Origin of the sequence: Egicoccus sp. AB-alg6-2, assembly GCF_041821025.1 — a bacterium.
Lineage (GTDB): Bacteria > Actinomycetota > Nitriliruptoria > Nitriliruptorales > Nitriliruptoraceae > Egicoccus.
On the sequence record NZ_JBGUAY010000001.1, the window covers coordinates 286,276 to 302,278 of the forward strand.

At 71.1% G+C, this 16,003-nt stretch carries 13 protein-coding genes, 1 tRNA gene and 1 other RNA gene; 13 read left to right on the forward strand and 2 right to left on the reverse strand.

The features are described 5' to 3' along the window. The first annotated feature begins 97 nt into the window (after positions 1–97). The 13 genes from ACERMF_RS01455 (at position 98) to ACERMF_RS01515 (ending at position 15,535) form a co-directional block, all read left to right on the forward strand. Complete coding sequence (locus ACERMF_RS01455) at positions 98–1,228, forward strand: ROK family protein (protein ID WP_373667237.1); 1,131 nt, start codon at positions 98–100, stop codon at positions 1,226–1,228. Positions 1,229–1,287: 59 nt separating this feature from the next. Next, positions 1,288–2,574 (forward strand): ABC transporter substrate-binding protein, encoded by a 1,287-nt coding sequence (locus tag ACERMF_RS01460; RefSeq protein WP_373667238.1) that lies wholly within the window; start codon positions 1,288–1,290, stop codon positions 2,572–2,574. A 210-nt stretch (positions 2,575–2,784) separates the two neighbouring features. Continuing rightward, the gene (locus ACERMF_RS01465; RefSeq protein WP_373667239.1) at positions 2,785–3,633 is read left to right on the forward strand and encodes a carbohydrate ABC transporter permease; all 849 of its coding nucleotides are present in this window, start codon (positions 2,785–2,787) and stop codon (positions 3,631–3,633) included. Then, positions 3,630–4,478 (forward strand): carbohydrate ABC transporter permease, encoded by an 849-nt coding sequence (locus ACERMF_RS01470; RefSeq protein WP_373667240.1) that lies wholly within the window; start codon positions 3,630–3,632, stop codon positions 4,476–4,478. Before ACERMF_RS01465 ends, ACERMF_RS01470 begins: the two co-directional genes overlap by 4 nt. Positions 4,479–4,517: 39 nt before the next feature. Continuing rightward, positions 4,518–5,810, forward strand: a complete 1,293-nt coding sequence (locus tag ACERMF_RS01475) for an ADP-ribosylglycohydrolase family protein (protein ID WP_373667241.1) — start codon at positions 4,518–4,520, stop codon at positions 5,808–5,810. A 143-nt stretch (positions 5,811–5,953) separates the two neighbouring features. Then, a complete protein-coding gene (locus tag ACERMF_RS01480) occupies positions 5,954–7,117 on the forward strand; it encodes an esterase/lipase family protein (protein ID WP_373667242.1) in 1,164 nt (387 codons plus the stop codon). 80 nt (positions 7,118–7,197) lie between these two features. Continuing rightward, positions 7,198–7,296: signal recognition particle sRNA small type (ffs, locus tag ACERMF_RS01485), an RNA gene on the forward strand. Between the two features lie 99 nt (positions 7,297–7,395). Next, entirely contained in the window at positions 7,396–9,570 is a 2,175-nt protein-coding gene (gene dnaX, locus ACERMF_RS01490) for a DNA polymerase III subunit gamma/tau (protein WP_373667243.1), read from the forward strand. A gap of 139 nt (positions 9,571–9,709) precedes the next feature. Beyond that, a complete protein-coding gene (gene recR / locus ACERMF_RS01495; protein WP_373667244.1) occupies positions 9,710–10,309 on the forward strand; it encodes a recombination mediator RecR in 600 nt (199 codons plus the stop codon). Positions 10,310–10,454: 145 nt separating this feature from the next. After that, the gene (locus tag ACERMF_RS01500) at positions 10,455–11,141 is read left to right on the forward strand and encodes a hypothetical protein (protein ID WP_373667245.1); all 687 of its coding nucleotides are present in this window, start codon (positions 10,455–10,457) and stop codon (positions 11,139–11,141) included. A 229-nt stretch (positions 11,142–11,370) separates the two neighbouring features. Then, complete coding sequence (locus ACERMF_RS01505) at positions 11,371–12,612, forward strand: aspartate kinase (protein WP_373667246.1); 1,242 nt, start codon at positions 11,371–11,373, stop codon at positions 12,610–12,612. Next, the gene (locus tag ACERMF_RS01510) at positions 12,612–13,667 is read left to right on the forward strand and encodes an aspartate-semialdehyde dehydrogenase (protein ID WP_373667247.1); all 1,056 of its coding nucleotides are present in this window, start codon (positions 12,612–12,614) and stop codon (positions 13,665–13,667) included. The genes ACERMF_RS01505 and ACERMF_RS01510 overlap by 1 nt, the downstream gene beginning before the upstream one ends. 128 nt (positions 13,668–13,795) lie before the next feature. Next, positions 13,796–15,535 (forward strand): BCCT family transporter, encoded by a 1,740-nt coding sequence (locus tag ACERMF_RS01515; protein ID WP_373667248.1) that lies wholly within the window; start codon positions 13,796–13,798, stop codon positions 15,533–15,535. Positions 15,536–15,543: 8 nt separating this feature from the next. Here ACERMF_RS01515 and ACERMF_RS01520 read toward each other — a convergent pair whose 3' ends face one another. Together ACERMF_RS01520 and ACERMF_RS01525 are read right to left on the reverse strand one after the other, a co-directional pair. Next, positions 15,544–15,846 (reverse strand): MazG nucleotide pyrophosphohydrolase domain-containing protein, encoded by a 303-nt coding sequence (locus ACERMF_RS01520; protein WP_373667249.1) that lies wholly within the window; start codon positions 15,844–15,846, stop codon positions 15,544–15,546. A 73-nt stretch (positions 15,847–15,919) separates the two neighbouring features. Beyond that, positions 15,920–15,996, reverse strand: a tRNA-Pro gene (locus ACERMF_RS01525). Between the last annotated feature and the right edge of the window lie 7 nt (positions 15,997–16,003).

Genomic DNA, 16,003 nt, shown 5'->3' on the forward strand with positions numbered 1-16,003 from the left:
TTCCAGCGTGAAACTAATACCCCACGTAGGATGCCACAAGCCCTCGCGGCAGGTTCTGTCGGCGCGGCGCCGGCCACGCCCGCACCACGGAGACGCGATGTCGTTGGAGCTGCCCCCGCCCGCCGAGGCGGTCGCGGTCGCGGTGCTCGTGCACGGACCGGTGTCGCGATCGCAGCTGGCCAAGCAGCTCGGGCTCTCACCGCCGACGATCACGCGCCTCGTCCGGCCACTGATCACGGCGGGCGTGCTGGTCGAGTCCGATGCCGTCCGCACCCCGGGCCGCGGGCGGGCGTCCTTGCCGCTCGACGTGGTGGCGGACGCCTACCGCTTCGTCGGCGTCAAGCTCACGACCGAATCCATCTACGCGGTGACCACCGACCTGCGCGCCCGTGTGCTCGACAGCGAGACGATCGCCGAGCCGTCGTTGGACGTGCCCGACGTGGTCGCCGCGGTGGTCGAACTCGTGACCCGGCTGCAAGATCGCAGCGGTCGCCCCGCCGACGCGATCGGGGTGACCGTGGGTGGGGTCGTCGACGACGGCGAGACCGTGGTGGACTCACCGTTCCTGCACTGGCACGAGGTGCCGTTCCGGTCCCTGCTCGCGGTCAAGCTCGATTCGCCGGTGTTTCTGGCCAACGACGTGGTCGGGCTCACGATGGCGCAGCAGTGGTTCGGGCACGGCCGGGAGTACTCGGACTTCGCCCTGCTGACCGTCGGCGCCGGCGTCGGGTACGGGCTGGTGATCAACGACCAGCTGGTTCCCACGACGGTCAGTCCGGTGAGTCACCTTCCGATCGACCCCCACGGTCCGCTGTGCCCCGCGGGTCACCGCGGGTGCATGACCGCCTACGTCACGGCCGGTGCGATGACGGCGGCGGCGGCGCTGGCCTACCGCGAGCCGGTGACCTATGCGCAACTGCTGCAGCGTGCCGAGGACGCCGATCCCGTCGCGGTACGCGTCGTCGACGATGCCGCGCACGCCCTGGGCCGCGCGGTCGCCGCTGTCACCGCGTTGACGGGCGTCGAGCGCATCATCCTGACGGGTGAGGGCGTTCGGCTGGCGGAGTTGGGCCGCCGAGCGCTGCGCGCGGCCCGTCTCGAGTACGGCGGGCGGGGTGAACGGGAGGACCCCGTGATCCGCCAGATGGACTTCCTCGAGTGGGCGCGCGGCGCCGCCGTGGTGGCGCTGCGAACGACCTTTCCGGACCCGCCGCGGATTTGTCCTTGACAACCAATCGTTTCGCGGTGAAAGATGAAGCTCTGGTCGCCACGTATCGAGGGAGAACGATGCGCGTCTTTCGCTCCAAGGTCCTGGCCGTCGCCACGCTCTTCTTCGTGGCCGCCGCCTGCACGGGAACCACGCCGGAGTCGGCGACGACCGAGGAGGACGCCGCGAGCTCCTCGGAAGACGTCACCCTCAAGTGGCTGATCGAGGAACCGGAGGACGCCGCGGCGCTCCAGGCGCTCGAGGACCACATCGCGGAGTTCGAGGCGGCGTCGGGGATCACGATCGACATCGACACGCTGCCGTGGGAGAACATGCGCACGATCCTGCAGACGCAGCTGCGCTCGGGTGACGGGCCCGACGTCTTCAACTGGGGTGCGGGACCGAGCTGGGGCGGCGCGCTGGCCGAGGCCGGCATGCTGCTCGATCTCACGGACGCCTACGAGGAGCGCGGTTGGGACGTCTACGACTTCGCGGTCGAACGGGTGACCGCCGGTGACCAGATCTACGGGATCCCGGGCGAGATGGAGATCATCGGCATCTTCTACAATCAGGAGATCTTCGACGAACTCGGCATCGAGGAGCCGCAGAACCTCGAGGAACTCCGCGCCGCGGCCGAGACCGTGCGCGAGGCGGGCATCCTGCCCATGGCCGTCAGCGACAAGGCGGGCTGGGAGGGCGGCCACCTGCTGAGCATGTCGCTGTCCAGCAACATCGGCTCCGACGCCATGGAAGCCCTGTTCGAGGGGGAGCAGTCCTGGGACTCGCCCGAGGTCGTCGAGTCACTGCAGCTGTGGAAGGATTTCCACGACGCGGACTTCCTGCCGCCTTCGCCGACGTCGGTCGACTACGACACCGCCATCTCGACGTTCTACGCCGGTGATGCGGCCATGCTTCCCACCGGGAGTTGGCTCGTCAACGAGATCGACACCAACGCGGACTTCGAAGTCGGCTACTTCGCCTTCCCCGCTCCCGACGGTAACGGCATCTTCGCCGGCGGCCTGGGCTCGGGCCCCTTCGTCAACGCCCAGACCGAACACCCCGAGGCGGCCCTGGAGTTCCTCGACTTCCTCGCCTCGCCCGAACACGCCAAGTGGACCATCGAGAACCTCGGCTCGATCCCACCCATCCCGACCACCGGTGAGGACCTCGACGTGTCGCCCCTGATGCAGCAGGTCGTCGACGACGTCTCGGGCTTCGCGGACGGCGGCGACTTCGGTTACAACATCGACGTCATGGTCGGCGACGCCTTCAACGAGGCCATGTACGACGGCATTCAGGGGCTGTTCACCGGACAGACGACGGCCGAGGAGATCGCGGCCAACCTCGCCGCCGCGTCCGACAGCTGACCCTGGCACTCGGGAACGCCCGACGCAGACGATCGCCAGGCCCGTAGCCGACACCGAGGAGCCGATGTGACGGCGGTGCCCTCTCCCGCGGCGGCGCCACCCGCGCCGGCGGCGCAGCCGACGGGGAGGGCCCGCCAGTCAGCGCCCCCTCGGAGCACCCTGCCGGCACCGACCCGTCGCGAGCAGGCCCGACTGGGGATCCTGCTGGTCGTGCCGCTGCTGCTGGTGGTCGGGATCTTCCTGCTGTTCCCGCTCGCGAACGCGGTCTACTTCGCGTTCGTCGACTTCGACGGTCTGGATCCGGCACCACCCTGGGTCGGGCTGGGCAATTTCACCGAACTGGCCCAGGACCGCGCCGTGTGGGCGGCGTTCCGCAACAACGTCGTCTGGATCATCATCGGTACGGTCGCGCCACTGGCCATCGGCCTGTGGCTGGCGTTGCTGGTGTGGGGTGTCGAACGCGGTGGCATCTTCTACCGGCTCGCGTTCTTCATCCCCTACGTGCTGCCGCAGGTGGCGGTCGGGATCGTCTGGGGTTGGATCTACGAGCCGTCGCGGGGGTGGCTCAACCGGGTACTCAACGCGGTCGGCCTCGACGGCCTGGCCACGGGATGGCTCGGCAACCCCAACACCGCCCTGTACGCGGTGCTGTTCACGGCGATCTGGGCGACGTTCGGTTTCGTCTTCGTGATCTTCCTGGCGGCCCTGCGCAACGTCGACATGGAGCTGATCGACGCGGCCCTGCTCGACGGTGCCAACGCCTTCGCACGCGTGCGCTACATCATCCTGCCGCAGATCATGCCGGTGTTCATCGCGGTGACCACGATCACCCTCATCGGTGGGTTCGCGGTCTTCGACATCGTCTTCGTCATGACGGGTGGCGGGCCGGCGGGTGCGTCCGAGGTGCTCGGCACCTATGCCTACAGCAGCGCTTTCGGCCTCAACCGCATCAGCTACGGCACCACGCTGGCGCTGGTCATCACGGTCATGTCCATCCCGTTCGCCGTCGGCCTGAACCGGCTGCAACGGCGGCTCTCTCTCGAAGGCGGTGGCGCATGAGCAGGCAACGACGAGCAGCCGGACTGGGACGCAAGCCCATCACCTGGGCCCACCCCATCCTCATCGCCATGTCGATGCTGACCCTGTTTCCGCTGGTCCTCACGGTCTCCACGGCGCTGAAGACTCCGCAGGACGTGAGGGTCAATCCGTTCGGGCTGTTCTCGTCGTTCTCGACCGACAACCTCGTCACGGCCTGGACGGTGGGCCGCTTCGGGGACTACGTGGCCAACAGCTTCCTGCTGTCCGTGCCGAGCACGCTGCTGGTCATCGTGCTGTCGACGATGGGTGGTTACGCCTTCGCCAGGTTGCCGTTCCGCGGCCGGACGACGCTGTTCTACCTCGTCGTGCTCGGCCTTCTCGTGCCCTTCTTCGCCTACATGATCCCGCTGTACTTCCAGCTTCGGTCGATGCAGCTGCTCAACAGCCTGATCGGGGTCAACCTCGTGCTGGCCAGCACCGGCCTGTCTTTCGGCACGTTCTTCATGCGCGCCTTCTTCGCCGAGCTGCCCGGCGAGATCGAACAGGCCGCCCGGGTCGACGGTGCGACCGAACTGCAGATCTTTCTCCGGGTGATGCTCCCGCTGGTGACCTCGGGGATCGGCGCCCTGGCCGTCTTCACGTTCCTGCAGAACTGGAACAACTTCCTCGTCCCGCTGCTGTACATCCCGAGTGGCGAGTACCGGCCGCTCACGACGGGCCTGTACCTGTTCATGGGTGGGCGCACGGTCGACATCGGCCCGCTCGCGGCCGGCACCCTGATCACGATCCTGCCGGTGGTCGTGCTGTTCATCGCCCTCCAGCGACAGGTGACCCAGGGCTTCCTGTCCGGCGCGGTCAAGGGCTGAGCCGCCCCGAGCCCCGACCCCCCGAGCCGCAGGAGCACCGTGCACGACGTCCTCGACCCCCGCGACCTGGTCCCCGACGAGGCCGAGCAGCTCACGCTCAGTGGCCACCAGGTCGGGCCGTTGGCCGAGCAGGCGCGCGCTGCGGCCGACGCCGGCGATCTCGAGGCCCTCGACCGGCTCCGCGATGCACTGTCGCGGGTCCCACGCGACCCCGACTGGGACCACGACGAGCCGGACGACGAGACCACCCTCCGCGGCATCCTGGCGGCGGTGCCGCGCTCGGAGGTGGATGCGGCCGCCCTGCCCGACCGGATCGCCGGGGCGTGGCTGGGCCGGACCGTCGGCAACACGCTGGGCAAACCGGTGGAGGGCCTGCCCCGGGAACAGCTCGAGATCTATCTGCGTGCCGCCGACCAGTGGCCCCAGACCGGCTACCTGCCGTTGCTCGACCCCCTGCCGCCCGGCGTGACGGCACTGCACCCCTCGGCACCCGTCGCGAGCGCCGGCACCTTCACCGACGTCCCGCGCGACGACGACATCGACTGGACGATCCTCGGCCTCCACGTCCTGGAGCGGCACGGCCGCGAGGTGACCACCGAGCAGTTCGCGGCGGCGTGGCTGGACCGGTTGCCGTTCACCCAGACCTACACGGCTGAACGTGCCGCCTACCGCAACCTGATCTGCGGGCTCCGGCCGCCGCGGACGGCGACGTACGACAACCCCTACCGCGAGTGGATCGGTGCCCTCATCCGGGCCGACATCTTCGGCTACGTCTGTCCCGGGGACCCCGGTGCGGCGGCACGGCTCGCCCTCGTCGATGCCCGCCTGAGTCACACCGCAAACGGCCTCTACGGCGAGCTGTGGGCCGCGGCCCTCGTGGCTGCCGCGCTCAGCGTCGAGACGGCCGAGGATGCCCTGCGTCAGGCCCAGGCGGTGCCGCCGCCGGGGTCACGCCTCGCGCGCGTGATCGACCAGGTCCTGGCGCTGAGCGTGCAGGGGGCGTCGCACGTCCAGGCGCTCGACTGGGTCGACGCGGAACTCGGGCACTATCCGTGGGTGCACACCCTCAACAATGCGGCGCTGATCGCCGTCGGGCTGCTGTGGGGCACCAGCTTCATGGACGCCGTCGGCATCTCGATCTCCGGCGGGCGTGACACTGATTCCAACGGCGCGACCGTCGGCAGTGTCTACGGCGCCCTGCACGGCCGGGGCGGGGTACCCACCGCGCTGGTCGGGACGACCCACGTCCGGGTCCGGAGTGCCGTGCGGGACTTCGACCGGGTGACGATCGAGGAGCTGGCGGAGCGGACGCTCGAACTCGTCCGGCGCTGAACGGTCCGGGTGGACCAGGGCGGTCGCTACCGTCGCCATCCCCGCCTCGGAGCTCCGCCATCACCACGTCGTCCTCGGTCGCCGCCCCGGTCGAGGAGGCCCGCGCGTGGGGGCGGCTCGCCGCCGAGGTGACCGACCGGATCTTGGCACGGACCGTCCACCACGTGCACCGCGCTGTCGCCGATCGCGTCTTCGGTACGGTCGGACCGATCGCCGCACCGGTGCGACTGGCCCACGACGTCGTGTCCGAGGGGGTCTACGCGCTCGTGCGTGGCTCGCTGCACGGTGCCGCGCTCGTCGGGGGCATGGTCGCGGCCCGTCGCGCCGTCGCGCATGAGCGGCCGTGGCTCGAGCGATCTGCCGCCGGGTCCCGGCTCGCGGCCATCGCCCACGGCATGATCGGCGATCTCGGGCAGTTCGGACCCGGACTCGAACTGGACGTCGCTGTCCGGCAGGACGGCCGCACCGTCGCCGTGACCCCGGGTGACCTCGCCACCGCCTTCCCGGACGCGCGTGGCCGCGTCGCGGTCTTCCTGCACGGGCTGGTCGAGGACGAGTCGGTCTGGGGCAGCGAATCGGCGACCCAGCCGGATCGCGTCTGTCTGCCGGCGGCCCTCGCCTCGGTGGGGGTCACGCCCGTCAGGTTGCGGTACGGCACCGGCGCCGCCGTCGGGGTCAACGGTGCCGTCGTGGCCGACCTCCTCGCCGACCTGGTGGCGCACTGGCCCGTCCCCGTGACGCAGCTGGTGCTCGTCGGCCACTCCATGGGTGGACTGGTGGCGCGGTCCGCCTGCGCCCAGGCGCCCACACGCGGGCACCGTTGGACCGAGGTGCTCGACCACGTCGTCTACCTCGGTACGCCCCACCTCGGCGCACCGCTGGAACAGGTCGTCCACCGCGGTGTCGACGTGCTGCGCCACTTCCCCGAGGTGGTGCCCTTCCTCGACGTGCTCGAGCGCCGCAGCGTCGGGATCCGCGACCTGCGCCACGGAACGCTCGTGGAACAGGTCGACGAGCTCGTGGACGTGGTCGAACCGGGTTCCGACGAACCGTGGCTCGGCGGGGTCGACCATCACCTCGTCGTCGGCCGGATCGCCGCCAGCGAACGCCACCCGATCAACCGCGTCCTGGGCGACCTGCTCGTCCCTTCGTCCTCCGCCACCGGCCGCGGAGCGACACGCCGTATCGATGGCGAGCGGGTGCACGTGCTGTCGGTCGCAGCGAACCACTTCGGCCTGTGCCGGCATCCCGACGTCGCCGCCCACCTCGTCCGCCACGTCGGCACCGCCGATGCCGTGGCGTCCTGAGCGCGGGTCGTCAGGGCGCGCGGGGAATTGGTACCGTCCGCTCTCCACGCGGGGTCGTGCGACCCGGCGGTGTGCGGTGACGGGCGTCCGTCGGTGACGTCCCCCGGTGAACCGGGTCAGGGCCGAGAGGCAGCAGCCCTAAGCCGTTCTCGGACGGGTGCCGAGCCGGGCGTCCGTCACCACACCTCGTCGGGTCGCCGCCCCGCGTGAGCCGTTCGCCGGGCCGTCCGCCGTGCCGCCCGGCGTGTCCCGGTCCGCCGCTACGGTGTGCCGCGAACGTGTCCCGGACCGCCTGTGGGGTGAAGCGCGTGGCCTACGTGTCGCTGTACCGCAAGTACCGGCCACAGACGTTCACCGACGTGGTCGGCCAGCAGCACGTCATCCAGACGCTCGTCCACGCCATCGAGGAGGACCGGCTCCATCACGCCTACCTGTTCACGGGGCCGCGTGGGACCGGTAAGACCTCCACCGCTCGCCTGCTCGCCAAGGCGATCAACTGCGAGCAGGGGCCGACCCCGACCCCCTGCGGGGTCTGCGAGCACTGCACCTCCATCGCCGAGGGCAGTTCGGTCGACGTGATCGAGCTCGACATGGCCTCCCACGGCGGGGTCGACGACGCCCGCGAACTGCGTGACCGCGCCCTGTATGCCCCCGCACGCGCGCGCCGCAAGGTCTACATCCTCGACGAGGTCCACATGGCCTCGACGGCGGCGTTCAACGCGCTGCTCAAACTGATCGAGGAGCCGCCCTCACACGTGCTGTTCGCGATGGCGACGACCGATCCGCAGAAGGTGCTGCCGACCATCCTCTCGCGGGTGCAGCGCCTCGACCTGCGGCGCGTCGCGGCCGCGGACGTGGCCGGCAACGTCCAGCGCATCTGCGACGCCGAGGGTTACACGATCGACGCCGGCGCCGTCGAGGCGATCGTGCGTGCCGGCGACGGCTCACTCCGCGACACCCAGTCCGTGCTCGAGCAGGTGCTCGCGTTCGCCGGGACGACCGTGACCGCGGAAGCGGTGACCCAGGTGCTCGGGCACACGCCGGCCGACCGGGTCTTCGAGACGGTCGAGATGGTCGCCGGTCGCGACCTGGCCGGGCTGCTGGGCATGGTCCAGGGGCTGTTGGACGAGGGCCACGACCTGCGCCGGTTCACGCTCGACCTGGTGCAGCACCTGCGCGACCTGCTCGTCCTGCAGGTCGCACCCGACCGGCCCGACCTCGTCGACGCGACCGACGACCGGCGTCGCCAGCTGCAGGCCCAGACCACCGCGATGCCCCGCGAATCGCTCCTGCGTGCCGTCGACCTGTTGGCCGCGACCGTGGTCGAGCAGCGGCAGGGATCGCCACGGCTGCCCCTGGAGCTGACGCTGGCCAAGCTGGCCGTCCCCGGCGCCGACGGTGACGTCGCGGGCCTCGCCGACCGGCTGGCCCGCCTCGAGTCGCGGGCGGTCACGGCCGCGCCGGCTGCCTCGGCGCCGGCTGCCTCGGCGCTGGCTGCCTCGGCGGCGGCTGACTCGGCGGCGGCGGACTCGGCGCCGGCTGCTTCCGCGCCGGCTGCCCCCTCGCCGGTCACGGCCGGGCCGGACGCCGCCCCGTCACCCCGACCGCGGGCGGGGCGACCCCCCGAACCGCAGCAGCCGGGTCCCGCCGACGAACCGGCACCGTCGCCCTCCGGCCGTCTTGCGCCGACGCCCTCCGACGTGCAGCCTGAGGCCGCCGCCCCGGCGGCCGAGACGCCGTTGCAGGCACGAGCACGTGCCCGCGGTCAGGGACCCCCGGCCACATCGGGACCGCCCGGGGCGACCGCGGCCACCGAGGCGGCTGCCTCCGAGCCGGCAGCCGAGCACCCGCGGCCGGCCACACCGGCGGGCACGACCGCAGAACCGGCCGCGCCCGGGCCGACGACCGCCCAGCCGACGACCGCCCCACCCACCACCGGGGCGGCGGCAGGTGCCGAGGCGGCGGCCGACGGGGACAGCGAGCTCGAGTTGCTGCGGCGCAATTGGGACGGGGTGCTGGAACTGGTCAAGAACCGCAGCCGTCGCAGCCACGCCGTGTTCCTCCCGGCCACCGTCACGAGTGTGTCGCGCGGCATCGTCATCCTGCGCTATGCGCAGCGCTACGCCTCCTTCCACGCCCAGAACGCGAGCAAGGGCGAGTTCGCCGACGTGCTCAAGGAGGCCATCGAACGCGCCTGCGGCCTGCGGCTGCGCGTCGAGGTCGTCATCGAGGGGGACGACGACCGCCGCCGACCCGTGCCGCCGTCCGTGACCCCCGACGATGCCCGCACCCCCGTGCTCGACGACGGCCCCAGCGCCGCCGAGGAGGCCGACGTGCGCGAGGCCGAGCAGTCGGCGCCGGCACACGTCGAGGCGGCGGCGACCGACCAGCTGCTGGCGCAGGAGCTCGGCGCCGAACTGCTCGAGGAACAGCCGGCCCCCGGCGTCGAGTGAGCCACGCCGTTGGTGTCGGCTCGACCGTTGCCATGAGGTCGCGCACGCGCCGGGCGCATGCCGGTGACCCCGGCGGCGGACCGGCCGCGGATACGCTGCGGCTCGTTGCCACGACCTCGCCCTCGACAAGGACATCAGCATGTACGAGGGTGCCGTCCAGGACCTGATCGACGAGCTCGGTCGCCTGCCCGGTGTCGGTCCGAAGAGCGCCCAGCGGATCGCGTTTCACCTATTGCAGGCCGAGACCGTCGACGCACAGCGGCTCGCCGACGCGATCACCCGGGTCAAGGCGACGGTGCGGTTCTGCGCCCGGTGCTGGAACATCAGCGAGGCCGAGGAGTGCCGCATCTGTCGCGACCCTCGGCGCGACGGCAGCGTGCTCTGCGTGGTCGAGGAGGCCCGCGACGTGATCGCCATCGAGCGCACACGCGAGTTCCGGGGTCGGTATCACGTGCTCGGTGGCGCGATCTCACCGATCGACGGGATCGGTCCCGACGACCTGCACGTCCGCGACCTCGTGCAGCGCCTCGATGCCGAACCGGTCGACGAGCTGATCATCGCGACCAATCCCAACGTCGAGGGCGAGGCGACCGCGTCGTACCTCTCACGCCTGCTCGAACCGCTCGGGGTGCGCATCACCCGCCTCGCCAGCGGGCTGCCGGTCGGCGGTGATCTCGACTACGCCGACGAAGTGACCCTCGGTCGCGCCTTCGCCGGCCGTCGCGACGTACGCGCCTGATTCGCCGGACGGCGAGGTCGTCGCGCGGGCGCCACGGAGCCGGCGCGTCGCCGGCCCGACACACGGTGCAACCTCTCGGGAGAGCTGTGCGTCTGGCGGGCCGAGAGCGCACCACCGGGGTGCGCACCCGCCCACGAGAACCGCCATGTCTCGCTCCTCCCGCTCCTTCCTCCTGCTCGCCGTCGTCGCCGTGACCGCCGTGGCGTGCGGCACCGCCGACGCGCCGCACGACGCGCTCGCCGCCCAACCCGTCGCCGCTCCGGTCGCCGCCCCGGCACCCGAACCAACCCCCGAGGCCGACCCCGAAGCGGCTGCGGACCCGGCTCCGGAACCGGACGCCGATCCCGCACCCGCGGCGCCGGCTCCCGCCCCCGCACCGGCCGGTCCCGCAGCGGCCCCTGCACCGGCACCTACGCCGGAGCCGACCGCTGCGCCGGTGGCCGACGCCGACCGCGTCCACGTCTTCGGCTTCGTCCGTGGTGTCGACGCCGCCGGCTTCCCCGCCACCGTGACCTTCGACGAGGCCCGTCTGTTGGACGGCGTGGAGGCCGAGACGGCGTTCGTCGCCGACCACGGTGAACTTCCCGAAGGTGGCCTGCCCAACGACTACTACATCTCCAACCCCGAACCCGAGCTCACCACCCTGCCGCTGGCCGGGAACGTGGTGATCGTCCTCGTCGCCCCCGACGGGGCCGAGACCGTCATCAGCCCGCAGGCCTGGCAGCGGCACGTGAAGGTCAACGCCGACGGCGAGGCGACCTTCTACGAGCCCTACCACTTCGTCCTCGTCGACGGCACGATCGTCGAGGTGAGGGCCCAGTACCTGCCCTGACCAGCGCCATCGACGCCCCCACGACGGCCGGGTGCCGCGCGACGGCGACCGCCACGACGTGGTCGAGATGAAGACCGCGGCCCGGTTGCGTAGGCTGGCGGCGCCCCCACCGGTGTCAGACCCGACCGGGGCGCCGCTACGTCGCGCACCCGAGCCCCGGTGACGGGCCTCGCACGACCCGGCGCACGAGCGGCTCCATGACCACCGCTCACACGAAGGCCCACACCCCGTGCCCATCGTCGTGCAGAAGTACGGCGGGACCTCCGTCGGTGACGTCGACCGCATGAAGCGCGTCGCCGACCGCGTCTCGCGCTCGCATCGTGGCGGCAACCAGACCGTCGTCGTCGTGTCCGCCATGGGCAAGACGACCGACGACCTGGTCGCCATGGCGGCGCGGATCAGCGAACGTCCCCCCGAGCGCGAACTGGACATCCTGCTGACGGCCGGCGAGCGGATCTCGATGTCGCTGCTCGCCATCGCGCTCGCGGAGCGGGGTGTCCCCGCCAAGTCGTTCACCGGCTCGCAGGCGGGGATCATCACCGACGCGGTGCACGGCAAGGCGCGGATCGTCGACATCACGCCGGGCCGGGTCCAGTCGGCACTCGACGAGGGCAACGTCGTCATCGTCGCGGGGTTCCAGGGTGTCAGCCAGGACACCAAGGACATCACCACGCTCGGCCGCGGCGGCTCGGACACCACGGCGGTCGCGCTCGCCGCGGCGCTCGGCGCCGACGTCTGCGAGATCTACACCGACGTCGACGGCGTGTTCACCGCGGACCCACGCATCGTCACCGACGCCCGCAAGCTCGACTTCGTCTCCTACGAGGAGATGCTGGAGATGTCGGCGCAGGGTGCCGGCGTGCTGCAGGTCCGCTCGGTCGAGTTCGGACGCAACCACGGCGTACGCATCCACGTGCGTTCGTCGTTCAGCTACACGGCCGGCACCTGGGTCGGCCCGGAGGAGGACAAGGTGGAGGACGCGATCATCTCCGGTGTCGCCCACGACACCTCCGAGGCGAAGGTCACGGTGCACGGCGTGCCTGACACCCCGGGCGTCGCCTCGCGCATGTTCAGTGCGCTGGCGCAGACCAATGTCAACATCGACATGATCGTCCAGAACGTCTCGCTGGACGGCCGGACCGACATCTCGTTCACCCTGCCGCGCGGCGACCAGGCGATGGCCCTGTCGGTGCTCGAGCCGCTGGCGACCGAGATCGGCGCCGCCGGCGTCAACGTCGACGACAACATCGCCAAGGTGTCGCTCGTCGGCGCCGGCATGAAGACCCACCCCGGTGTCGCCGCGAAGATGTTCGGCGCGCTGTCGGCGGCGGGCGTCAACATCGAGATGATCTCGACCTCGACCATCCGGGTGTCGGTGGTGGTGTCGAAGGACCAGGTCGAAACGGCCGTCCTCGCCGTGCACGATGCGTTCGGCCTCGCCGAGCACGAGGTCATCGAGGAGAGCAACTGATGGCTGCCAAGGTCGCCCTCGTCGGCGCAACCGGAGCGGTCGGCCGCGAGATGCGCCGCCTGCTCGAGTCGCGCGACTTCCCCATCGACGGCGAGCCGGTCTACCTCGCCTCGGAACGCTCCGCCGGTACGAAGCTGCCGTGGCGGGACGGCGAGGTCGAGGTCCGGGCCATCAGCGCCGACGCGTTCGACGGCGTCGACATCGCCCTGTTCTCCGCCGGCGGGTCGCGCTCGAAGGAGTGGGCGCCGATCGCCGCCGAACGCGGTGCCGTCGTGATCGACAACTCCTCGGCGTTCCGCATGGACGACCAGGTGCCACTGGTCGTCAGCGAGGTGAACCCCGATGCGGCGCGCAACCGCCCCAAGGGCATCATCGCGAACCCGAACTGCACCACGATGGTGCTCATGGTCGCCGCGAAGCCGCTGCACGACGCGCTCGGCCTGACCGACGTCGTCGCGACCTCCTACCAGGCGGCTGGCGGCGCGGGACAGTCGGGCATCGCCGAGCTGCTCGAGCAGACCGTCAAGCTGGCCCAGGACCCCGAACTGCTGCGCACCGACGGGGCGGCCGCCGAGGCCAGCGTCGAGGCCTCGGCCTTCTCGCGGGCGATCGCGTTCAACGTCCTGGCGCACTGTGGGAACTTCACCGACGCTCGCCACACCGACGAGGAGTGGAAGCTCGTCAACGAGTCGCGCAAGATCCTCTCGTTGCCCGCCCTGCGGGTCTCGCCCACCTGCGTCCGGGTGCCGGTCGTAGTCGGGCACGCCATCAACGCCCGTCTGAGCTTCGCCGATCCGGTGAGCCGCGAGGCGGCCCTGGACGCCCTCCAGGACGCGCCCGGACTGGTGGTGGTCGACGGCGTCGACCGCGAGGGGGAGCAGTTGGCCTATCCGACGCCGCTGGCTTCCGCCGGTCGTGACGAGGTGTTCGTCGGCCGCATCCGCGAAGATCTCGCCGACCCGCACAGCCTCAACATCTTCGTCGTCGGTGACAACCTGCTCAAGGGTGCGGCGCTCAACGCGGTCCAGATCGCCGAACTCGTCCTCGCCGAGTAGCCGACCGACCGGCCAGGGGTGGGGGAACCCGCAGGACAGAGTGCTCCATAGCGTCGGAAGCGTGCACGGCTGACGCGGGGGGCGGTCCGTGCCGGACCATCCGCCCACGTGAGCTGGAGACACGTCGCATGATCGGCCCTGTCCGCGAAACCCGCACGGTGCGCGAGACCATCCATCCGCCCGTGTTCGTCGCCTCTGCCGTCCTGATCCTGGCGTTCGTGGCGTTCGCGGTGGCGGCTCCCGACACCGCCGGCGAGGTGCTCGGCGGCGTCCAGGGCTGGATCACCGGGGCCTTCGGCTGGTTCCTGATCCTCGCCGTCGTGCTGTTCCTCGGGTTCTGTGTGTGGCTCGCGCTCGGTCGCTTCGCCAAGGTCCGGCTCGGTCCCGATGACGCCACCCCCGACTACGCGACGTCGTCGTGGTTCGCGATGCTGTTCGCCGCCGGTATGGGCATCGGGCTGATGTACTGGGGCGTCGCCGAGCCGGTGATCTTCTACGCGTCCGATCCGCCCCGTTTCGAGCCCGGCACCTCCGAGGCAGCCCGCGACGCGATGCTGCACGCCTTCCACCACTGGGGCTTCGCGCCGTGGGCGATCTACGCCGTCATCGGGCTCGGGCTTGCCTACTTCGGGTTCCGCCATGACCAGCCGCTCGCCATCCGCTCGTTGTTCCGGCCGCTGCTCGGCGGCCGCGTGGACGGCGGGCTCGGCAACGTCATCGACGTGATGGCGGTGGTCGGCACGATGTTCGGTGTCGCCACCTCGCTGGGACTCGGGGTCGCCCAGGTCAACGCGGGCCTCAACCGGGTGTTCGGCGTGACCATCTCGACCGGCGTGCAGCTGTTGCTGATCGCCGGGATCACGCTGGTGGCGACCGTGTCGGTCGTCTCCGGGCTGGACAAGGGCATCCAACGCCTGTCCCAGTTCAACATCGTGCTCGCGGCGCTGCTGATGGGCTTCGTGCTGCTCGCCGGACCGACGTTGTTCCTGCTCGGGGCGTTCGTCCAGAACACCGGCGCCTACCTCGGCGGGATGACGGAGCTGCTGTCACGCCTCGGCGTCTACGCCGGTGAGGACGGCCAGGGCTGGATCGGCGGCTGGACCGTCTTCTACTGGGCCTGGTGGGTGTCGTGGTCGCCGTTCGTCGGCATGTTCATCGCCCGGATCTCGCGCGGCCGCACCATCCGCGAGTTCGTGCTCGGGGTGCTGCTGGTGCCGTCGCTGGTGTCCTTCGGCTGGTTCACCGTCTTCGGCAACTCCGGCATCTTCTTCGAGGACGCCGGTGCGGGCATCGACGCGCTGGCGGCCGAGGACTCCTCGCTCGCCCTGTTCGGCCTGCTCGAGCAGCTGCCGCTGGCAGGCATCGTCTCCATGCTGGCCGTGCTGCTGGTGATCACCTTCTTCGTCACCAGTTCCGACTCGGGCTCGTTCGTCATCGACATGCTCACCTCGGGCGGCGATCCCGACCCGCACGTCGCGACGCGGGTGTTCTGGGCCGTCACCGAGGGAGCGGTCGCCGCCGCGCTGCTGCTGGCGGGCGGGCTCGGCGCCCTGCAGGCCGGGGCGGTGTCGACCGGGTTGCCGTTCACGATCGTGCTGGTGCTCGCGACGTGGTCGATCGCGCGCGGCCTCAAGCGCGAGTTCGCGGGTGCGGAGCCGGGTCGCCCGAAGGGCCTGCCGCCCGTCCACGTCCGCGACGTCACCGACCGCGAGCGCGAGTTCCGGCGGCGCGAACAGGAGCTCGGGCAGCTGCAACGCGAGATCGAGGTTCGGGAGCGCGAGCTCGACGTGCTCTCGCGCGAGATCAGCCTCGACACCGGCGACCTCGACGTCGACGCGCGGTCAGGTCAGCCCCGCGACGGCGGCTGAATCGGCGGTCAGGGGCGCGCAGGGTCCTGCGCGCCACACCGGCACGGCGACGCCGAACACTTCGGACAGCCGTGTTCGTAGCGGCGGGCCGCCTCGGCGAGGTCGACGCCGGTCATGTCGGCGAGGGTGATGAGCCAGGCGAGCACGTCGGAGAACTCCTCGACGCGTTCGGCGTGCCCCTCGCGCCGGATCGCCCGCGACAGCTCCCCCACCTCCTCGACGAACCAGGCGAAGGTGGCGTCGACGCCACGCCGGCGGTCCTGGTCGCCGTAGGTCGCCGCGATCGTCTGCTGCAGCTGCGTCAGATCCATCGTCGTCCCCGCTGCCGCCGGCAAGCGACGCGCGGCACCGGACCAGCCGGTGCCGCGCGTCGTCGCGTGACGGTGGTCGGGATGGCCGGATTTGAACCGGCGACCCCCTCGTCCCGAACGAGGTGCGCTACCAAGCTGCGCTACATCCCGTCGTGCA